Source organism: Longimicrobiales bacterium (assembly GCA_029245345.1).
Classification (GTDB): Bacteria; Gemmatimonadota; Gemmatimonadetes; order Longimicrobiales; family Gaopeijiaceae; genus CALFPJ01.
Genome location: JAQWPM010000024.1, coordinates 137335 through 158737, shown reverse-complemented (window position 1 = coordinate 158737; position 21403 = coordinate 137335). Strand labels below are relative to the sequence as shown.

Genomic DNA, 21403 nt, shown 5'->3' with positions numbered 1-21403 from the left:
GCCGTTCCTTCGGCCACGAGCCAACGCGACCATGTTCGAAGATCTACGCCGCGCCTTCCGTGAAGGCATCGACAACTTCAATAAGGAATTGAATCGAGAGCACGTCCCTGAGACTGTCGACAAACTCATCAAGGGCATGATAGACGAAATCACGGACGCGAAGTCGGGGCTCGGTGAACTCGAGAATCAGATCAAGAAAGCTCTGATCGAGTCAGAGAAGGAAAAGGGCGAGGCACAGACCGCCCGCCGTCGCGAGCAGATGGCTAACGAGATCGGCGATGCGGAGACCGCAATGATCGCCGCCAGTTTTGCCGAAAAGCACGAACAGCATCAGACGGTACTCGAACAGAAGGCCCTGGCTCTCAAAGCTGAGTTCGAATTCCGTGAAGCGGGCATCGAAGAGATGATGTCCAAAATCAAAGAAGCCAAGACGAAACGGGAGTCGATTTCCGCTACAGCTGGCCGCACCGGAGCGCGTGAATCGATCTCCGCCGCCGACGACCTTTTCAGCGAACTCGATCGCATGTCCGACAAGATCGACGGGGAGAAGGCCAAGGGAGACGCTGCGGAGGCATTCTCAGAGATCGACTTGGGAGGCACCGACTCGGACACGCACATCGATATGAACGACGCGCCGCGCGCCGAACCCGACTTCGACGCCGCTCTTGAAGAACTCAAGCGTCGGATGGGGAAGGAGTAGCTCCTACTCCACTTCGTCCGCGAAGTCACGCAAGAAAAGTAGTCCGGCACACTCGCCCGCGAGAAAGAGAACTTCCTCCCGGCTGCGAGCACTCAGCCTCGATTGACGCCGACCTCCTCCGTCGACCACCAAGTGCCAAACTCGGCCCTCTCGGGTCCCCAGGTGTACAGCCAACCCCGCCGATTCGAGATCGTGTAACACCGGCGGCTCACCGTCTTCCGCGATGGGAACGGCAGCCATCTCGATATCCAACCGCGCAGGATCGCTTCCCAGGTCCAGCACCACAAAAGGGTGTGGGCCACCATCGTCGTCCGGATCACGCCAGACTAAGAACCCTCGCTCACCCTCAGCCAGATAAATGGTGCGCCAAATCGGTAGAGCGAATCTCGACGGTTCTCCGTCGGCACCCCACAACGCAAACGCGCCGCGCTGTGGGTCCTCCTGCTCCGGAGCACGTGAGATGTATTGGGTCAGGTCGATAATTCCATCGCTCATGCAAGGAATGGAACCTCGCCGGGACGCCTCAGTCAACGACGTACGCAGGGCCCGAACGACTCTGGCTCTGCGCTATGCCTTCGGATAGATTCTGCAGGCCAAGAACATGAGTGAATCAGCCACCCACAGGGTCGGTAGCACGATATGCAGAACTGGATCGGCATCGGGATTTGGATCGTCATGGGAGCCTCCATTGGGCTCTTCATGAAGGCCGTCGTCAAGCGTCCGGAAGAACAGCCGGGCCACACAGCGGTTATCGCCGCCCTGGGTGCTTTCGCAGCGGTTATCGGCGGGATGCTCGGGGTCGGGATCTTCCACATCTATGAGCCACTTGCCATTAGCCCCGGCGGCATGGGAGCCGGTGCAGTGTTCGCAGTCATGATGACGTTCGTGTACCGCTGGGGAATCCGCGGGCTGATCTAGCCGCCCCCAGCGTACTGACGTAAAAAGGTGACGCCGGCCCGCAAGCGGACCGGCGCCTTTCCCAACCCTGCTACGGTGAGGCACCTCGCCGTAGCATTTGTTATTTGAAGGGAGGCGACCAAGCCCCCCCGCCCGGATAACGCCGGGCGCCGCATCGTGGTTTACGCCGTACTCCATCCACCCATCCGCCTCCCCACACATAATCCGACGTGGCTCTGGCGAAAAAGGTTGCAGCGATGTCTGACGCACAGAGCTTCATCGACCAGAATCTGGGCCGCTTCCGTGAGGAGCTTTACGAGTTCCTTCGCATCCCATCCATCAGCGCAAAATCCGAGCACGATGGTGACATGCGTGATGCGGCGGACTGGTTCCGCGACCGCCTGACGGATGCCGGGCTCGAAGCCGAAATCCATGCAACCGAAGGACATCCGATCGTTCTCGGTCGCTGGAGCGGAGCGCCCGAGGGGGCGCCGACGATCCTCATCTACGGCCACTACGACGTCCAGCCTCCCGAGCCACTCGAAGAGTGGTTGTCACCCCCGTTCGAGCCGACCGAACGAGACGGAAAGGTCTTCGCGCGCGGATCTGCGGACGACAAGGGTCAGCTCTATATGCATGTGAAGGCCTTAGAGGCCCACCTCGCGACGTCGGGCTCGCTGCCGGTGAACGTGATCGTACTCGCAGAGGGGGAAGAGGAAGTCGGATCTGAAAATCTCGTCCCGTTCGTGAAGGAGAATGTCGACGACCTCGCGTGCGACTACGTGGTGATTTCGGATTCGAACATGTTCGCGGAGAACATGCCTTCAGTGCTCTTTTCCCTGCGCGGCATGGCCTACCTGGAACTCCATGTGAAGGGTGCACGAAGCGATCTCCACTCGGGGCAGTTCGGCGGACCTGTGGTCAATCCCGGGAACGCGATCGGCAAGATTATCGCGTCGCTACACAACGCAGATGGAGGAGTCGCCGTCGAAGGCTTCTACGACGATGTCTTGGCGTGGGATGAGGAAACTCGTGCCCGCATCCGTTCGCTTCCCTTCAGCCCCGACGACTACAAGCAAGATCTCGAAGTCGACGCGCTGGGCGGAGAAGCCGAATACCACGTACTCGAGCGGCTATGGATTCGACCCACATGTGACGTGAATGGGATCCTGTGCGGATACACCGGTGAGGGAGCCAAGACAGTCCTTCCGAACAAGGCGATGGCCAAGGTCAGCTTCCGGCTCGTACCCGACCAGACGCCAGAAAGAGTCGCTGATCTTGTACGTGCCCATGTCGCCAAGGTGGCACCCGCTGGCGTGACTGTAGAGATCGTGGAGTTGCACGGCGGGCGGCCCTGGCGCACCAACGTGGAAGGCAAATTGGTAGACGCTGCCTCTGCCGCCTTGGAAGCTGCCTTCGGCACTCCAGCCGTACTCCAGGGCGAGGGGGGTTCGATCCCGATCGTGTCGGACTTCGAGGAGCAACTCGGAGCTTCAGCGCTACTCGTCGGATTCGGGCTGCCGGGCTGCAACTTGCACGCCCCGAACGAGTGGTTCGCGCTTGATGCGTTCGAGAAAGGCATCGGAGCTCTTGCGGGTCTCTACGAGAACCTGGGGGCGTAAGCTCGCACGCGACCCGCTGAGCCCCACCGACCGAGCAGGCTAGCGGCCCACCATGGCGGCGGCCTTGAGCAGCGCCCGCGCCTTGTTGAGGGTTTCTTCGTACTCCTTGTCGGGATCGCTGTCAGCTACAATCCCCGCGCCGGCTTGCACATAAGCGCGGCCGTCCTTCGCCAGCACCGTGCGAATCGTGATCGCGGTGTCCATGCTCATCCCACCGTAGTTGAAGTAGCCGACGGCACCCGCGTACGGGCCCCTCCGGGTGGTCTCCAACTCGTCAATGATCTCCATCGCCCTGACCTTCGGGGCCCCGGATACGGTGCCCGCCGGGAAACACGCCTTAAAGACGTCGATGGCGCCCAGACCCTCTCGTAGACGGCCCTCGACCTGGCTCACGATGTGCATAACGTGCGAGTACTTCTCCACGACCATCAGATCGGGGACAGTCACGGACCCGTATTGAGCGACCCGCCCCACGTCGTTCCGCCCCAGGTCGACCAACATGCGATGCTCAGCCAGCTCCTTTTCGTCTGAGAGAAGATCGTCCGCCAACGCACGCTCTTCCTCTGGCGTCTTACCTCGCGGACGCGTCCCAGCGATAGGGCGCACTGTGACGACGTCGTCCTCTACCCGAACGAGAACCTCAGGAGAACTCCCGACGAGGCTGACCCCATCGAGTTCGAAAAAATAGAGATAAGGCGACGGATTGAGGCTTCGTAACCCCCGGTAGAGTTCGAAGGGAGACGCCTGCAAGGGCACGCTGAGACGCTGACTCAAGACGACCTGGAACGCGTCGCCTGCACGTACATACTCGCGAATCCGCTGCACGCCCTTCTCGAAATTCGCTCGCTTCATAGAGCTCGTGAACGGCGGATCATCCTCCGGCTCGGCTCGAAGATTGAGCGGCTTCGGCCCATCCACCTCACCGAGACGCTCCACCACTCGCCTCGTCTTTTCCGCCGCCTCTTCGTACAGGCTCTCCAGTTCGGCATCACTCGTGTCGACGTCTACCGGGACCGCGGCGATCGCCATGGCTCGGCTCTTGAAGTTGTCGATGGCCAAGACGACGTCGGTGAAAACGAAAAGCCCGTCCGGTACTCCCAGGTCGTCGATCGGGGCGTTTGGCAGATCTTCGATCTCCCTGACTACATCATAGGAAAAGAAGCCCACGGCTCCGCCCCAAAAACGTGGCAGACCTTCGACTTGAGCGGGCACACGTGCGCGCAGCCTGGCATCGAGATCGGCCAGCGCATCGTCCGTGTCCACCTCGGACCAACCATCCTCCGCAGTCCAAGTAGACACCACCCCGCGATCCACTCTCCATGCGCTCGATGGACGGGTTCCCACGAAGGAGTATCGGGCCCATTGTTCGCCTCCCACGACGGACTCGAGGAGGAAGCCGAACGGTGGCTCCACGAGCTTCGCGTATGCGGTGACCGCCGTGTCGACGTCGAAGAGGAACTCGCGCCAAACGGGCACCAGGCCCGAGGCTCGGGCGTGGGCCTTGAATTGATCAAGAGAGGGAAGAATCTGCATGGACGCCCCAATGTCCCCACACTCCAACACACCGTCAACGGCCCTGCTCGCCGTGGACACCGGCGGGACTTTCACCGATCTGGTTCTTCTCCGTGAAGGGCGGATCGCCACACTGAAGGTCCCATCGACTCCACGCGACCCGTCACAGGCCGTGCTCGACGGGATCGCTGAGATGCTGGAAAGCCACGAAGACTTCTTTCTGCTGCACGGATCTACGGTAGCCACGAACGCACTTCTGGAGCGACGTGGAAGCAAGGTCGCTCTGATTACTAATCGTGGTTTTGAGGACGTGATCGAGATCGGGCGACAGAACCGGCCGCAGCTCTACGCACTGGTCGGTCACCGGCTCCCATCCCTCGTAGACAGAGACAGCCGCCTCGGCATTGGCGGCCGACTAGGGCCGCGGGGCGAAGAGATCGAGCCTTTGGATGACGCCGAATTGGGCGAACTCTTGGCCCGACTCACCGAGACCGGCGCTGAATCGGTCGCGATCAGTCTCTTGCACTCCTATGCCGACGACAGTCATGAGCGGGCCGTCGCAGCGGCCGTTACTGAGTCTGGACTGCCCCTGTCCGTCTCGTCCGAGTTGGTACCGGAGTTCCGGGAATATGAACGGACATCGACGACTGTCGTGAATGCATATGTCTCGCCAATCATGAAGAAGTACCTCGGGAGATTGTCGGCGGAGGCGGGAGCCAAGCGCGTCACAATCATGGGATCGAACGGCGGAGCGCTCCCAGTTGAACGAGCACGGCGGGAGCCAGTCCACACGGTTCTTTCTGGGCCTGCCGGCGGTGTGATTGGCGCCCTCACTTGGGCGAAACGCGCCGGCACGGATCATGTGATCACGTTCGATATGGGCGGCACGTCGACCGACGTCTCCCTTTGCCCGGGCAGGCCACTCAGGACCCGAGAGTTCGAGATCGCCGGGCAACCGACATCGATTCCCGTCATCGACATCCATACGGTCGGAGCCGGGGGCGGTTCGTTGGCCCGCGTGGACGCGGGTGGCGCACTCAGGGTCGGGCCACAGAGCGCCGGAGCCGAGCCCGGACCCATCTGTTATGGGCACGGCGGCCAAGGTGTCACCGTCACGGACGCTCATGTCTGGCTGGGGCGCCTGCCAGCGGGGGCTTTTCTAGGCGGCGGCTCCGAGTTGGATCGCGATGGGATCCGCGGGCCGCTCCAGGAAATCGCGACGGCGTTGGACATGACTCTGGAAGAAGCTGCCGAGGGGATCCTCTCCGTTGCCGATACCGCGATGGAGCGCGCCCTTCGCGTCATCTCTGTCGAGCGCGGCTACGATCCGGCGGACTTCGCCGTAGTCGCTTTTGGCGGCGCGGGTGGCCTTCATGTGGCGGAGCTGACCAGCAGAGTGGGCTCGCAGAAAGCGCTGGTGCCGCCAGATCCGGGGCTCCTCTCAGCCTACGGGATGCTCGCTTCCCCGGTGACCCGCGAAACATCGCGAACGGTCCTCCTGTCCACGGACATGACCGACATCGATCGGGTGATTGCAGAGACGCTCGACACGCTTGAGGCGACCGCCCTCGAAGAGATGCTCGCCGAAGGCTCGCCGGCGGACGCACTGACGACGGAACGCTGGATCGACGCGCGGTATGCCGGACAGAGTTTCGAACTCCGGGTGCCTGCAGCTACGTGGACGAACGACTTCCATGAAGCTCACGAGGAGCGGTACGGCTACCGGCGCGACGATTCGCCGGTCGAGGCCGTGACACTACGCGCGACGGTGACCGCACCCCCACCACCACTCGCGGTCGATCGGCTCGACGAGTCGCAAGGGATGCCGGCAACCGAAGCGTGCCGCGTGGTGAGTGGCGGAAGCGAGGTGGACGCGGTTCGTGTCTGGCGCAGAGACCTGCGGAGCGGAGATCGAATCGAGGGTCCCGCCGTTGTGCAGGAATACAGCGGCACAACATGGGTCCCGCCGGAGTGGGTCGTGGACGTGGACGAATGGGGCACCCTCCACCTGAGTCAGGCCGCCGAATAGCCCTGCGGGCCGAGCCAGTCGCGTTATCTTTTCCAGTTCGTGCAACGGCTGCCCACGTTGACCGCGACCTACAAACATATGACTGAAAACACCGAGACCCTCGAGAGCCCCCTGAAGACGCCCCCGGCGTCTGACGACGATATAAAGCCGCCCTATTTGGCTGCAGCGATCGCCGGGATTCTGGTATTCGGTCTCTATGCGCTGACGCTCTCCCGCACCACCGCCTTCTGGGATACGAGCGAGTACATCGCGACTGGGCACATGCTTGGGATCCCGCATCCACCAGGGAACCCCACCTTCGTCGTGTTCGCACGTGCGTGGTCGGTCCTGTTGGCGCCCCTCGGTCTCTCGGTCGCGGTTCGGATCAACTTGTTCAGCGCACTCATGGGCGCTGGAGCGCACATGATGTGGTTCTTGGTCGTGCACCACGTGCTGCGCTCATTCTCCAAAGACAAAATCTTCCGACTCGTCGGCGCCTCTGTGGCGGTGCTGGTCAGCTCGACTGCATTCACGGTTTGGAGCCAGTCGAACGTCAATGAGAAGGTCTACAGCGTCTCGTTGCTGACCATTGCAGTGCTCTCTTGGCTCGCGGTCCGCTGGCACGAGAACATCGGGAAAGGGAAGGACGACAACCTACTCGTCCTCATGGCGTTCATTCTCGCGCTCAGCGTCGGGAATCACCTCATGGCCTTCTTGGCTGCACCCGCCATCGGGTTGTTCATTTTGGTCGTCCATCCGAAGACGCTGCTCAACTGGCGGCTGTACGTTATGGCCGGCGTGGCCGCGATCGCGGGTTTGTCAATTCACCTCTTCCTGCCGATCAGAGCCGCACTTGATCCGGTGATCAACGAAGCCGCACCCACTTGCCCAGACATCGGGTCTGCGCTGACGGCAGTTGCGACCTACGGGAAAGCCGGGTGTGAGGCGTTGGCCGAGGCCCTGAACAGAGATCAATACCAGAAGCCGGGACTCATTCCGCGACTGGCGCCATTGTCCTCTCAGTTGGCCAATTACCTCCAGTATTTCGACTGGCAGTGGGCGCGATCTCTCGACGGGACGACCCCGGTGTTCGCCAACCTCCGGTTGCCGTTCACCATGCTCTTCACAGGACTCGGCGTCTGGGGCGCGATTGAACACGCGCGTCGCGACAAAGCCTCGTTCGTCTTCATGGCGACGCTCTTCGCCACGTTGTCGTTCGCCCTCATCTACTACATGAATTTCAAATACGGGTACTCCCTCGAGTCACCCGGCGGGCGCAACCTGCACGAAGTCCGCGAGCGCGACTACTTCTTCATGGGTTCCTTCTCGGTGTGGGGCCTGTGGGCCGGAATCGGGATCACGGCGCTGTGGCGAGAAGCAGCCAACGAAATGAAAGTGGGGCTCAGTAAGACGACTCCAATCCTGGCGCTGGCGCTCATTCCGCTCGTCTTCAATTTCTCGTGGGCGAACCGCGCCGAGGACTACTCTGCGCGCGACTGGGCTCACAATCTGCTCATGAGCGTCGAGCCCTACGGTGTGCTGTTCACCAACGGTGACAACGACACATTCCCTCTCTGGTACCTACAGGAAGTCGAGGGTATCCGACGTGACGTGACCGTGATCGTCACTTCGTACCTCAACACCGACTGGTACACAAAACAGCTCCGTGATCTGACCGCTCCATGCGCGCCAGGAGTCGATCCTTCGTCAGACTGGTCACGAATTCAGTGTCAGCGGCCCTATACAGCCGAGAACACGCTCGCGGCCTATGTATCAGCGGAGGCGGAAGCCGGCGGTAAGGTGCCGCTCTTGGTCCCAGGCGGAATCCGCGCACCGACGAAGTCACTGATCCCGCTTTCTAACGAACAGATCGATCAGGTTTCAGAGAGCGTCGTCCCGATTCAAGGCACTCGCCAAATCCAGATGGGCAACGTAATCGCGACGATTCAAGACGGAGCCAACCTGCTGCCCTGGCAGCAGTACGCCCTCTCGCTCATCAACAACGTCATCGACGAGAGGCCTATCTACTTCGCGTCGAGCGGAAACGCTGCCTCAGCCTTGGGCGTGAACGATTACTTGATCCGCCAAGGTCTGGCGTACCGCTTGAACAATGGGGCGCTGCCTGAGTCGGAGAACGCCGGCTTCCTGCAGATGCAACAATCCTCGTATACCTCGGTCACTGGAGATTGGGTCGATGTGGCGCGGACCGCCGCCTTATTGGACGAAGTCTTCATCCACCGAACCGGTATCCCGGACGATTGGCCCCACTGGCCCGACCTCTCCACGATCGGCATCCCGAACTACTACATGTGGAGCTACCTGGCGCTCACACAGGCCGCAATCCAGATGTCGGACCAAGAGGCGATCGATCGATACCAGGCGCGCGCTGAAGCTTGGCAAGTACTCGGGACTTAAGCGGCCCGCCTAGAGGTCGACGACCACACCGCGGTTGGTCGCCTCGGCACGCTGCATCACGAGTGACGCCACAGCAACATCCTGGACCGCATTCCCGACAGACTTGAAGAACGTGATCTCGTCGGGTGAGGTCCTTCCCTGCTTCCGGCCTAACACTACCTCTCCGATCTCCGCGACCATGACGGACTCGTCCACGAGCCCCTCGCGAATGGCCGCCACGATCTCGCCCGCTTCCTCCATGATGGCTTCGCGCTGATCAACGATGACGCGGGCGCGTTGAACCAGAGCCGGGTCCACTTCGATCATGTCCAGCGTGAACGATCCCACTCCCGTGACATGTGTCCCGGGCTCGATCAGGGTGCTGTCAAAGACTGGAGTCTTGCTGTTGGTCGCGGCGATCACGATGTCCGCGCCGTCCAACGCCTCGTTGGGTGAACTCGCAGATATGGCCGTCACATCCACGAGCTCACGGGCAAGCTTGTCCGCAGACGAGCCGGAGGGAGAGAAGATCCTGACGTCTTCGATGTCACGGACGCACCGAACAGCTTCGAGCTGGGTCCGAGCCTGCACACCGGCACCGAACAGTGCCACGGTCCGGGACTCTTCACGCGCGAGGATATCGGCGGCGAGCCCTCCTACAGCACCCGTTCGGAGCGCAGTGAGCCACGTACCATCCATGAGCGCTGTAGGACAGCCAGTCTCCGGATCTAGGACGAGCACGACCGCGTGAATCGCGGGAAGACCGAGTGCGGCGTTGCCGGGATTCACCGACACGACCTTGGCTCCAGCCTGGTCCACATCAGTGAGATGCGCAGGCATGAAAAGGCTCACACCCTTCTCTGATTCCAGTGCCACGCGGACCGGAACGGTCGCGTGTCCTCCGGAGAGTGCGGCGAACGCTCCTCGCGTGGCTTCGATAGCTGCCGGCATATCCACGCAGTGCCTGACGTCGTCCGCAGACAGAATTCTCATTTGCATGTCGGTACCTGCCATCGCAAAGTAACGGCCAACCCACGGCCAATCGGCACCATTCTATCGTCCAATCCCTGTCACCGCATGAGAGTTCGCCAACCGTGACCCAATCAACCCGTCAGGTGGCTATCGTGGGCGCCGGCGTCTTCGGCGCCGCGTCAGCACTCGTCCTAAGGCAACGCGGCTGGGAGGTCACCGTGATCGATCCCGGACCGCTTCCGCACGTCGATGCTTCTTCCACAGACGTGAGTAAGGTGATCCGAATGGACTACGGCTCAGACGTCTTCTACATGGAGTTGGGTGAAGAGGCGTTCGATGGATGGGACCGGTGGAATCGCGAATGGCCACGTCCTCTCTATCATGAGGACGGTTTCTTGATTCTCTCACGGGGGGCGATGGAGGCGGGGAGCTTCTCAGCGGACAGCTTCGCGGCCCTCAAGGAGCGGGGTCACGATCCAATTCGACTGACCGACGTCCCAACCAACCTGATGTCACAGTGGGATGCCGACAGCCATTCTGACGGTTACTTCAATCCGCGTGCGGGGTGGGCTGAGAGCGGCGCAGTCGTCGACCAGCTGATCGGGCTGGCACGATCCGAAGGCGTGCGCTTCCGTGAGGCAGGAATGGCAGCGCTCCTCTCCGACGAGAGCCGTGTCTCCGGGGTACTCACCACTGCCGGAGAACGGGTCTTTTCCGATCGTGTTGTCGTGGCTGCGGGAGCATGGTCACCGTCATTGTTGCCGTGGCTCTCGGACGTAATCTGGGCGACAGGACAGCCGGTACTTCATTTTCAAGCCGACGACGCCGCTGCGTTCAGTCCTCCGAATTTCTCCCCGTGGTCTGCGGACATTTCGCTGAGCGGGTGGTACGGCTTCCCCGCACTCGAAGACGGACGCGTGAAGGTGGCCAACCACGGTGTCGGGACTCGCCTTCACCCGGACCAGCGAGGAACCGTCAGCGACGATCATGTCGCCCGGACTCGCGACTTCCTACGTGGTGTAATCCCACGGCTGGCCGACCAACCCGTGGTATATCGACGGGTGTGTATGTACTGCGACTCCTTCGACGGCGACTTTTTAATAGGTGCAGATCCCGACCGAGAGGGCCTCGTAGTGGCCACGGGCGGAAGTGGACACGGCTTCAAGTTCGCCCCCGTGCTTGGAGATGTGATCGCGGATGCCGTTGAGGGGATCGAGAATCCTCGGTCCTCCCGGTTTGGGTGGAGAAAGCTCGGCCAGGTGAGAACTGAAGAAGCTCGATTCACCGGAGACTGAGTAGCACCGAGAATGCCCATCAACCTCAACCACCTGAACGCATATGAAGACGATATCGACATCGGAGGCGCCCCAGCCCGCGGGACACTACTCCCAAGGAGTCGCCCACAACGGACTGGTCTACGTCGCAGGACAGCTCGCGATCGATCCGTCCTCGCCAGACTCCCCTAGGGGGGACGCCACGAGCCAGACCCACCAAGCGTTGGCGAACGTCAATGCGGTCCTCCAGGCCGCTGGTTCACACCTCGGCCTCACTTTGCAAATGACGATCTATGTCACGGACGTGACGCTCTGGCCCACCGTGAACGAAGCGTACGCGAAGGTTATGGGTGACCACCGACCCGCCCGGGCGATCGTCCCTATCAGCCCATTGAAGTCAGACTTCGTCATTGAAATTCAGGCGATCGCCGCGATACCGGAGAACGACTCGACATGAGTGCCTAGGCGTCAACAGGCATCCGGACCTCGCGCCCCTTCCGGAGGCGGCCAGTACGCAGTTACACGCTAGCGTCTGCGGGGCGTGCGGATTCGTGGAACTCTACGCGAATCAACCTGCAGAGCTGCAGGAGGCCTGCCGCCGGGCAGCCAAGTCCAGAGAAGATTAGGAAATTGGGCTGGGTCAGCCCATACGCGGCACTGTCATGTTTTCGAGGAAGAGCCGATCTCTTCCTGACAGCGCACGAATGCCGTCGACGTCCAACACGACCAGGAGGCGTTCGACCTCCTCCTGATTGAGCGGATGGAGTACGACGCGGTTGATGTTACCCCACCTCTCGCGATCCTCCAGATTTCGGACGCCCGCCGAGGAGTAATGGGAATTCGGCGCCTCGATGCGACGCAGGACAGCGGCCTTACGGCGCTTCCAGGCAGCGGCACCAGACCCGGAGGCCGAAGCCGCCGACGACTGACATCATCATTACTGGAAGCCAAATACCCATCTCACCACACCGTATCTCGTTCCACCTGACGAGGTACCCCCATGCGCCTCTTCCTCTACGGACTAGGCCGAGAACTAAGAAGGAAAGGTTGCAGTTCCTTGGGCGGGCTTCACCGGAGCACGGAGCAACACGCGTCCCGGCCCCGAAGCCGCTGGCCTCAGAGCCGGCCCCATTCCGGACGCCTCCTCTCGAACCTCGAGAATCGAGTCGAAGAGCTCGGGGCGGGCATCGACCGCTTCTCCCCGGCTGAACAGGATAATCCGGGGGATCTCACGGAGAAGCTTCTGCGTGAGTACTAACGTGCGAATCCGGGCCTCCACGTCGAGTCGATCGAAGGGCTCCTCGAGAACCAACGAACCTAGCACCCGCCCGCCCGCTGCAACGAGCGACGCAGCGGCCAGTCGTGTGGCCACGCGAGCAGTGGCCAAGTCCTCTTCTGACACGGGGGTCAAGATTCCTCGGTCTCCCTGGAGCACCGCCCGACCATCAACCCGGGTAATTGCGAGAATGCGTCCCCCTGAAATGCGGCACACAAATCGTGAGGCTCGATCGAGCAACATGTCCGTCGCTCTGCTCGCACGAACCGCTCTGATGCGTTTCAGAGATGCGATGACATCCCCAAGCGGACCCTGTTGGATCTCACCGAGCTCCTCGACGGTGTCGACCGGACCCAACTCGAGAAGACGGGCGCGGAGGAGTTCCACGCGCTCCGATCCGCCCTCCAACGCCGCATGCAACCGCAGGGATCGGCCTTCTAATTCCTGGAGATACGCCGGCTTCATTTCGAGTTGCTCCCAACGGCTCTTCCACCAACTTCCGTCTTGTACCACGGACTCCCAGTCGTCGGTGAGTTCGGAAAGCACTTCCTCGTAGTGGCTGTCCAAAACCCGACCACAAGTGAGGCACGGTGCCTCCGGGCCTGCAGCTTCCATCTGTTTCAGGCGAGTCCTGAGCTCACGAGCTCGATCGCGGTATGCATGTAGGGTGGTTTCAGCATCCTGCCTTTCACGAAGCCAGTCCATGGTTGCGACCTCGAGGTCCCCGTCGACCTCGACGACATCTGCCCGGAGCTCCTGAAGGTCGCGCTCCGCGGAGCGGAACTCCGCAGAGACCTGTTCAGGATCTACCCGGACCGCGCCACGAACCGGTCGATCCTCTCCGCGGCTGCCGTTCGTCCTAGGGGCCAAATGATCGGCATCACTCCGAGCTCCGCCTCGCGCGAGCGCCGCGTCGACTACGGCGAGTCCCCGGCTCACGGCCACCGCTTCGATGGCGAGGCGAACCGCGTCGTCGAGCGTCTCGCTGTCCCGTCCGCCCCACAACCGCCGGAGCGCGCCGCCAGCCCAACCTCCTCCCTCACGCAGAAGTAGCTCTGCCACCGCTCTTCGAGCACGTCCACCACCGCCGATCACCGCAGTCAGTCCTGTGGGCAGAGAGGTGCTCACACGCCCAACACCTGCGATGTCTCCGTCCAGCGCATCAAGAGCCCCGATGGTCTCCGAGTCCATCTCCGCACGCAGTTCGTTCGGGACCAAACTCCATACGACGTCCCGAGTGCTCTCGCCAAGGACGCCATCCCGTTCGAGCTCGGCTTCGAGCGCGTCCCGCAGAAGACCGGGAGCATCCAATGGGAGCCAGACAGCGGAAGGCACGCGGACTTCTTTGCCTGCTTCTACCGTGAGGTGAAGTGCGCGCTTTCGAAGTTCGCCCAACTGGTCGCCCTGAAGCGCCAAGAGATCTTCCGGCGACGCACCCGCCAGCCGCAGCCGCACGATCTTACCGTCGATGCCGCCCGGCACTTCGTCGGTCACCTCTTTGACCCGGCGCTGCAAGTTCTTGGGATCACCGGAGACGACCTTCACTGGAGCCAAAGCAACGACCGGCCGACTAGGAATCGATCGGAACGTCGTCTCACCGGTCTCTAGGTCGACCGTGAGAAAGCCCTTTTCGTCGGCGGCCTCCTCCCAAGGGTCAAGCGCGACCCGTTCCAGCGAGCCTGAGTAGCGTACATTATCCGCAACCGACCCTCTACGGTGTGCGCCGCCCAACGCGACGTAGTTCCACTCGTCCGGGTCGACGTGGACGCCCTCCTCACCCGAAGTCTCCGCGGTTCCGTGGAGCACGAGGAGGTTCCACTTCATACGTGGGTCAGATTCTGGAATGGCCGGGGGGTGCCGTGCAGCCGCCCGATACGGAACCAGACACGCATGCAGCCCGAGCTTCTCCATGAGGATCGACCGGGTGAGTCCTGTAGCAGCTTCGACGTTCGGAAACGTATCCAGCACCGCGAGAGCGCCGGGATCCCCGGGCCGCCTCGGGGTGTCCCTCGGGCCCGCCACCATAAGCACCGGCGTGTCAGGGAGGGACGCCCGGAGCACTTCCAGTCCTCTGGCTAAAGCTACGACGGCGCTGGCAGGTGGGTCTGGCCGGTCAAACACATCCCCCGCGACCACGATGACCTGCGGAGCAATTCGGACGACTTCTTGGATGGCCCGTTCGAAGGCAGCCGCTATATCTCTCTCTCGCATGTCCGCACCACGTTCGATCCGTCCGTAGGCACGGAAGCCGAGGTGGAGGTCGGAGAGATGCGCAACGATCATACGTCCGGTGGGCCTCCAACGGACGTAGAGAAGCCACCGAATCCGGGATCCAGCGCACTGAGTTCCGCCCGAGAAGCAATCATGATGCGCTCCGTCCCTCCTTCAGCGGTCTCTCGGTGCAGCGTTCGGTGCTCCCACACAGACGTGGGCTCACTTACGCCATCTAGATGAGGCCCCCACGCCAACAGACCCGCTGGTGACACATGAGCCACGAGCGACTCTCGCGAGCGACGTGATAAGCCTCCAGGCCCGCCCAAAGCCGCCAAGGCGTCACCGTCCACCAAGACTAGGTCGTACTGACCGTCCAGTCTCTCGATGAGGTCGTCCAGATTGCCGATGCGTACCGAGCGGCGCTCGGCGTCGCCGATCTCGAGGTCGGTGTCGAGGTGCGCGCTCCCGAGTTCAACGACATCCCGCGTACGCTCAAGGACGTGTACCACCGCCCTGGGATGTTCGCGCACGACAGCTCGAGTGAGCGAAGACACACCCCCGCCCAAAGCCAGCACACGCCACTCCTCCTCCTGAGCTGGCATCGCAGCACGCGCGATCGTTACGTCCCAGGGATCTGCACCAGCCTCGTCCAAGCGCAGCGAACGGCGCAACCGAGTTCCCTCAACGAGGACCCGCGCAGAGCCCTGCCTTCCAGTGCTTCGATCTTCGACGCTGACCTCTCCCAACGGTGTGGTCCGCTCCTCACGAACCACAACGCGGGGCCGCGCGCCAAGGACAACTCCGTAGATGAGGCCGCTCAGAGACAGCATCACAAGACACCCAATGAGCAGCGACGACGGCATCGGCGCCCGAGGCAGCATCAGACCGGTGATACCGAACCCGATCGCCGCACCGAACGCGGCGGGAGCGCCGGGTCCGGGGAGAGGCCCGCGCAGATCGTGCGTGCTGGCAACCGAAAGTCCACCTAGGATCGCCCCACACGTGTAGAGAGGGAACGCAGCCAATACCGCGAGACCGATGCTCTGCCCCACGGCGCCCGAGCCCATCTCTTGCAGAACAGTCCATGAGGTGCCGAAAACAGCGGCTCCGAGGAAGGCGACCAAGGCCATGACCCACCTACGACGAAGCACATCGGTCAACTTTGGGTCGTACTTGGGCATCGCCCAAAGACCGACTGCGAAGGCTCCCAACTCTGTGACGAGGACGGTGCTCAACGACCGCATGAGCCCCGTACCCGCATAGAGAAGGATTCCGATCGCCACCTCAGCGGCTACCGCGGCTGCAGCCCCGACGAACAGAGCCGGAAGCCAACCCAACATGCGGTCGAGGCGGGTCACTCGGACCGAATCCCGAACGAGCCGCCGTAGAAGAGCAGCGGCTCCTGTTCTGACGTTCCTGAAGCGGTCACACGGCCGATCATAATCGAGTGGTCGCCCGCGTCCACAATACGTTCGAGGACACAGTCCAACCAAGCAGCTCCGTCACTCAGCACCGGATTTCCTCCCTCACTCATCATCCACTTCACGTTGTCGAAACGCCCCACCGCCGGATCTCCGGCGAATCGTTGGGCCACATCGGCTTGGTCCGACGCCAAGATCGTCACACAGAAAGCACCCGCAGCAATGAGTGGGTCGTGGGACGACGCCTTTCTATCGATACAGACGAGCACGAGAGGAGGGTCCAGAGAGACCGAGGTGAACGCGTTAACAGTCAGTCCCCTCGGGGTACCGTCGGCCGTAACGGCAGCTACGACGGTGACGCCGGTCGGGAACCGACTCATCACATCCCTAAACATCCCCGAATCCAGTTGGTCCATCCCTACCCGTAGACAAAGGCGCGACGGCTGGCCATATCCGGCCTGCGTCCGCGTTCTCAGCTTGCCCCCGCAGGGGTCAGCACTAGCTTTGTTGGCCCTGAACCACCTACCCGAAGGCCAGATGCGTAGGAATCTCCTAGCGATCGCGGTGATCTTAACCGTGGCTACAGGCTGCGACAACGTCACCTGGGACGGGATCGACGTGCAGCTTCAACCGCCCCCGGCTCGTACCGAGTTGGTGGCCGAGGCCCCGGGATTATCTGCGGCGCTCGAGGAGCAAGACACTCGACCCGAGTTGCCACAGGGTCCCATCTTGCTGGCCGGAGTACGCTCTGGATCAGAGGCGACCCTCTATGTAGTGGGCGAAGTCCAAGGCGACGCCATCAACGAGCTTCCGTCAGAAGAAAGCGCCCCGGGCTTCCACGAGTACTTCGTCCAAGAACAACTCGCTCCCGGCTCAGAATGGACGCTGTTCTCTCAGGGCGTCCGAGTTGGGAGCCTGACTGCACGCGAAGTCTCTCTGAACAAAGATTTTTGCGTACCACGGGCAACGATCACAGGCACGGTTGAACTCGTTCCGGGCGCGGCAGGCACGACTCGACTTATGGGGCTTCCTGCCGATGCGGGCCGAGGGAGGGACTACGACACCTATCGGGTGCATCAGCACGACTACGGCCAGCGGGTCGCGTCCTTGGGAATGGCGAACGCGACGATAGCTCGTGTGCGCGCTGCATTCCCACCTGACGGGCCGCTCTCGATCCGCCAAGACATCCAGGCGCTGCAATTTGTCGACGCACCTGGAGAGGCGATCGCAGCGACCTTTCTGTTCCGAGACCAGCTCTCCGTGAGTGCCCCCGCCGCTGGCGCCTATTCGATTTTTGTGATGGGTTCACAAGTGGGCACCCTGTATCAGCAGACGTTCGAGTGGTACCGGCCGGCTGATTCGCAAGGGAAAGGGGCGCCGCGCTACCACGACCATTTGGACCTGAACGGAGACGGCAAGGAAGAGGTTCTTCTGGACGTCTACGGTTCAGAGTCGCGATGGTTCTCGACGCTCGCGCAACGAAACGGTTCCTGGGTGCGAGCGTTTGAGGATTCCTGCGGTCAGACACCGGTCGGCTGATGCGGCGTCACCCGACGCCGTTTCGTAGCAGTACGCACCTTCTCCTGCTTTTCGCGGTCTCCGCGTGCGGGCCGCAAATCGATGACGCACCTCCCGAGGCGTCCGCCGCGACCATAACGGTCGTCGACGCGACCGGGACCGAGCGTCACCTTCGAGGACCTGCTCAGCGCATCGTTTCTTTGGTCCCGTCTGCCACCAGCACTCTGAGAGCTTTGGGTGTGGAGTCACGGCTGGTGGGCCGGACCGACTTCGACACCGCGCCATGGGTACAGGTTTTTCCATCTGTCGGGGGCGGGCTCGATCCGAATCTCGAAGAAATCGTCGCTCTTCAGCCGGATCTCGTCATCCGATTCGCGGGGGAGCAGGACCCCAGGACTCCGGCGCGACTGGATGATCTGGGGATCACCCACTTCGCGCTTCGGCCGGACCGCCTCGAAGACGCCTACACCTCCATAACTCAGCTCGGTGCGCTCACCGGGTCAGAGCAAGCCGCTAACGCAGTAGTGGCAGAGATTCGAGCAGAGTTGGATGCGCTCCGAAGTGCCGTCGCTTCCCGTCCCCGATTGCGCACGGTATACCTGCTCGGAGGCACGCCGCCTTGGGTCGCAGGATCGGGGACATACATCGACGATGTTCTCTCGCTCTCGGGTGGAGACAACGTCTTCTCGGACCTCGGATCCCTCTATGCGTCCGTGAGTCCAGAACAGATTCGCGCCCGGGAGATCGACGTCGTGCTCGTTTCGAGCGCGGGGGACTTCGATCCAGCGTTGGCACCGGGCGCTCGGATCGTAGAGGTCGGCGGCACGCTCGAAATCCCAGGACCGGGAACCGCCGAGGCCGCCTGGAGATTGGCGGAACTTCTCCACGCCGCGAAGCTCCGGTGAGCCGCTCGACGTTGGGCGGGCTTCTCGTCGCGGCCCTTCTGATCAGCCTTCTATTGGGTGTGGGCTTTGGGTCCGTACCGGTTCCGACCGGCGACGTACTGTCCGTACTCTCAGGAGGGGGCACGGACGTCCAACGCGACATCGTGATGAACCTCCGACTTCCTCGGGTCCTCTTGGGGATGCTGGTCGGCGGCTCGTTGGCACTCGCAGGTGCGACCTTCCAAGCCTTGCTGCGGAACCCACTGGCCGAACCCTACATCCTCGGCATTTCCGGTGGCGCCTCGCTTGGGGCAGTGTCGGTGATCGCACTCGGACTGGTGTCTGCGAGTTCGTGGGCGCTCCCGCTCGCAGCCTTCGCCGGAGCGCTCTTGGCAATCTGGCTCGTCTTCCGGGTCGCGACAGCGACCGGGCGTGCTATGGACGTCCGAGTGCTTCTTCTTGCTGGGGTCGTGATCGCCGCGTTCTTCTCGGCATGTATCGCGTTTATCCTATCGATCTCTCCGGCACGGACCGTCCAGACGGCCGTTCAATGGAGCATGGGCTCCCTGGCGGGAGCGAGTTGGGGAAGCGTCCTGGTCGCGGCCGTCTACACGCTCCCCGCTGCGGGCGTACTCATAGCGCTCTCGCGGCCGTTGAATCTCATGTCGATCGGCGAAGAGACCGCGTACTACCTCGGCGCCGACGTGGAGGGGGTGAAGCGTACAACGCTACTCATCGCGGCTCTGATCACCGCGGCGGGGGTGGCCGTGGCAGGCATCATCGGTTTCGTCGGGCTCGTGGTACCTCACGCGGTCCGTCTATTGATCGGGTCCGACCACCGAGCGCTTTTGCCGCTCTCGTTCTTGGGTGGAGCCGTCTTCCTCACCTTGGCCGATCTCGCGGCACGTGTTGTCATGGATCCCATCGAGGTCCCAATCGGGGTGGTCACCGCGTTCGTCGGCGTGCCCATCTTCTTAGTGCTCCTACGACGTAGTGTAGGACCCACGTGAAGATCGAAGCTCTAGATCTGGTCGTCAGCTACGATGCCGGACAGCGGCCGGCCTTAGATGGTGTATCGATGGAGGCCCTCGACGGCTGCTTGTATGCGGTCCTCGGTCCGAACGGCTCGGGTAAGTCGACCCTCATGCGGGCACTCCTGGGCGTAGAGAAGGTCGACGCCGGAAAGACTTTTTTGGACGGACGTGAGACCCACGAATGGGACAGGAAAGACCTCGCTCGGGCCGTCGGTGTTGTATCACAAGCGGAGACGATTTCCTTCCCTCTGACCGTCCGCGAAATGGTATCCATGGGACGATACCCGCACCTCGGCCCCTTGGAGAGTGAACGCGACTCAGATCGTACCGCGGTCAATTCCGCGCTCGCGGCATGCGACGTTTCGGCGTTCGCTGACCGAGATGTGATGACCCTCTCCGGAGGGGAACTCCAACGAGTACGCATCGCGCGCGCCCTGGCCCAAGAGCCTCGTGCGTTGGTACTCGACGAGCCGACCAACAGTCTCGATATCCGACACGAGATGGGCATTCTCGAACTTCTTCGGGAAGCGGCGGACTCGGGACTCACCGTTGTCGTGGTCACCCACGGACTCGACCTCGCAGCCCGCTTCGCCGACCGCATGCTCCTCCTGGACGATGGCAAAGTCGCTGCAGAAGGCACACCGGCTGAGGTCATGACAGAAGAGACGATTACCGAGGTCTATCAGTGGCCCGTCGCCATTGCTCCCGATCCAGCGTCAGGGGCGCCGAGAATTACCCCGCTACGTCCCCAGCCTCGGACCGAGCGGTAAGGAAGCTGCCGTACCTGGACTCGGCGATCAGTCCATCTTGAACCGCTTCGCGAACCGCGCAGTCCGGCTCGTGCACGTGGGCGCAGCTTCGGAAGCGGCAGTGGCCTAGGTGCTCCTGGAACTCCGGGAAGCAAGCAGCGACCTCTTCAGGTGCCACGCCCCACAGGCCGACATCGCCAAAGCCCGGGGTGTCGGCGACCAGACCACCGCATGCCAAGGCAATGAGGCGGGAGCCTACCGTCGTGTGACGTCCCGTCCCCGTTTTACGAGACAACGCTCCGATCTTGAGGTCCAGCTGCGGATCAACCGCGTTGAGAAGCGATGACTTCCCCACTCCGGAAGGGCCCATCAGCGTCGACGTCCCCGAGCAGAGTAGGTCGTGTAGCTCATCCAGGCCGGTCTCTGTGTTCGCGCTGACTAAAAGCACCCGATACCCAACGCTCTGATAGAGCTCCTGAAGCATCGCCGCCACCGCAGCGGCTCCGGGAAGCTCAACTTTGTTGACGATCAGAATGGGGCGCATGCCGCTAGACTCACCCACCACAAGCAGACGATCTACCAACTCGACGGACACGTCAGGGTCCCTTGCGGACACGACTGCGAGGACTGAATCGAGATTCGCAGCGAGCAATTTGGCTGCGCGGCCACCACGGCCACGGCGCACCAGCTCCGTCTGTCGCTCAGCGACATCTTTGATGGCCCAGGCGTCACCGATTTGTTCAACAGTGACCGCGTCACCGATCACCACCTGCATACCGGTCCGCTGCTGCTGCTTGAGCCGGCCCCGCAGCGAGGCGTCGACACTCGTGCCGTCTTCGAGGACTACACGGTAGACGCCACCGGCTGCCTCGTGAACCGCGCCGTTCAATGGCACTCCTGGATACACGAAGCCCCCCGCCAGAAGTCG

At 62.2% G+C, this 21403-nt stretch carries 18 protein-coding genes; 11 read left to right on the top strand and 7 right to left on the bottom strand.

From position 1 onward, the window contains the following. The first annotated feature begins 31 nt into the window (after positions 1 to 31). Positions 32 to 700, top strand: coding sequence for a hypothetical protein (locus P8L30_15790; protein MDG2241669.1), 669 nt, complete (start codon positions 32 to 34; stop codon positions 698 to 700). Positions 701 to 703: 3 nt separating this feature from the next. Here the strand turns inward: P8L30_15790 and P8L30_15785 are convergent, their stop codons facing one another. Next, a complete protein-coding gene (locus P8L30_15785) occupies positions 704 to 1195 on the bottom strand; it encodes a hypothetical protein (protein ID MDG2241668.1) in 492 nt (163 codons plus the stop codon). Between the two features lie 144 nt (positions 1196 to 1339). Here P8L30_15785 and P8L30_15780 point away from each other — a divergent pair, with 144 nt between their 5' ends. Then, entirely contained in the window at positions 1340 to 1618 is a 279-nt protein-coding gene (locus P8L30_15780; GenBank protein MDG2241667.1) for a hypothetical protein, read from the top strand. A 236-nt stretch (positions 1619 to 1854) separates the two neighbouring features. Then, positions 1855 to 3219: a dipeptidase gene (locus P8L30_15775; protein ID MDG2241666.1), complete on the top strand. Its 1365-nt coding sequence runs from the start codon at positions 1855 to 1857 to the stop codon at positions 3217 to 3219. A 39-nt stretch (positions 3220 to 3258) separates the two neighbouring features. On the opposite strand, the gene trpE is transcribed toward P8L30_15775, so the two are convergent. Beyond that, positions 3259 to 4752 (bottom strand): anthranilate synthase component I, encoded by a 1494-nt coding sequence (gene trpE, locus P8L30_15770; GenBank protein ID MDG2241665.1) that lies wholly within the window; start codon positions 4750 to 4752, stop codon positions 3259 to 3261. Between the two features lie 10 nt (positions 4753 to 4762). Between trpE and P8L30_15765 the strand changes: the two genes are divergently transcribed. Then, positions 4763 to 6760 (top strand): hydantoinase/oxoprolinase family protein, encoded by a 1998-nt coding sequence (locus P8L30_15765; protein MDG2241664.1) that lies wholly within the window; start codon positions 4763 to 4765, stop codon positions 6758 to 6760. A 78-nt stretch (positions 6761 to 6838) separates the two neighbouring features. Then, positions 6839 to 9154, top strand: coding sequence for a DUF2723 domain-containing protein (locus P8L30_15760; protein MDG2241663.1), 2316 nt, complete (start codon positions 6839 to 6841; stop codon positions 9152 to 9154). Positions 9155 to 9163: 9 nt separating this feature from the next. Here P8L30_15760 and P8L30_15755 read toward each other — a convergent pair whose 3' ends face one another. Then, positions 9164 to 10126 (bottom strand): ornithine cyclodeaminase family protein, encoded by a 963-nt coding sequence (locus tag P8L30_15755; GenBank protein ID MDG2241662.1) that lies wholly within the window; start codon positions 10124 to 10126, stop codon positions 9164 to 9166. A 101-nt stretch (positions 10127 to 10227) separates the two neighbouring features. Between P8L30_15755 and P8L30_15750 the strand changes: the two genes are divergently transcribed. Continuing rightward, positions 10228 to 11400: an FAD-dependent oxidoreductase gene (locus P8L30_15750; protein ID MDG2241661.1), complete on the top strand. Its 1173-nt coding sequence runs from the start codon at positions 10228 to 10230 to the stop codon at positions 11398 to 11400. Between the two features lie 43 nt (positions 11401 to 11443). Further along, complete coding sequence (locus P8L30_15745; protein MDG2241660.1) at positions 11444 to 11836, top strand: RidA family protein; 393 nt, start codon at positions 11444 to 11446, stop codon at positions 11834 to 11836. Positions 11837 to 12412: 576 nt separating this feature from the next. Here the strand turns inward: P8L30_15745 and P8L30_15740 are convergent. Genes P8L30_15740 through P8L30_15730 form a run of 3 tightly spaced genes read right to left on the bottom strand, consistent with a single transcriptional unit; the run spans position 12413 to position 16670 of the window. Next, the gene (locus P8L30_15740) at positions 12413 to 14938 is read right to left on the bottom strand and encodes a metallophosphoesterase (GenBank protein ID MDG2241659.1); all 2526 of its coding nucleotides are present in this window, start codon (positions 14936 to 14938) and stop codon (positions 12413 to 12415) included. Continuing rightward, positions 14935 to 16227, bottom strand: coding sequence for a hypothetical protein (locus P8L30_15735; protein ID MDG2241658.1), 1293 nt, complete (start codon positions 16225 to 16227; stop codon positions 14935 to 14937). The genes P8L30_15740 and P8L30_15735 overlap by 4 nt, the downstream gene beginning before the upstream one ends. Next, complete coding sequence (locus tag P8L30_15730; protein ID MDG2241657.1) at positions 16224 to 16670, bottom strand: flavin reductase family protein; 447 nt, start codon at positions 16668 to 16670, stop codon at positions 16224 to 16226. The genes P8L30_15735 and P8L30_15730 overlap by 4 nt, the downstream gene beginning before the upstream one ends. A 157-nt stretch (positions 16671 to 16827) precedes the next feature. On the opposite strand from P8L30_15730, the gene P8L30_15725 reads away from it, so the two are divergent. The 4 genes from P8L30_15725 to P8L30_15710 are packed head-to-tail and all read left to right on the top strand — an operon-like array spanning position 16828 to position 20496. After that, positions 16828 to 17829, top strand: coding sequence for a hypothetical protein (locus P8L30_15725; GenBank protein MDG2241656.1), 1002 nt, complete (start codon positions 16828 to 16830; stop codon positions 17827 to 17829). After that, positions 17829 to 18713: a helical backbone metal receptor gene (locus P8L30_15720; GenBank protein MDG2241655.1), complete on the top strand. Its 885-nt coding sequence runs from the start codon at positions 17829 to 17831 to the stop codon at positions 18711 to 18713. The genes P8L30_15725 and P8L30_15720 overlap by 1 nt, the downstream gene beginning before the upstream one ends. Beyond that, positions 18710 to 19702 carry an iron ABC transporter permease gene (locus P8L30_15715; GenBank protein ID MDG2241654.1) on the top strand — a complete coding sequence of 331 codons (993 nt, stop codon included), beginning with the start codon at positions 18710 to 18712 and terminating at the stop codon, positions 19700 to 19702. Before P8L30_15720 ends, P8L30_15715 begins: the two co-directional genes overlap by 4 nt. Beyond that, entirely contained in the window at positions 19699 to 20496 is a 798-nt protein-coding gene (locus P8L30_15710; protein MDG2241653.1) for a heme ABC transporter ATP-binding protein, read from the top strand. Before P8L30_15715 ends, P8L30_15710 begins: the two co-directional genes overlap by 4 nt. On the opposite strand, the gene rsgA is transcribed toward P8L30_15710, so the two are convergent. Further along, on the bottom strand, positions 20459 to 21364 hold the full coding sequence (gene rsgA, locus P8L30_15705; GenBank protein MDG2241652.1) for a ribosome small subunit-dependent GTPase A: 906 nt from the start codon (positions 21362 to 21364) through the stop codon (positions 20459 to 20461). The genes P8L30_15710 and rsgA overlap by 38 nt on opposite strands. Between the last annotated feature and the right edge of the window lie 39 nt (positions 21365 to 21403).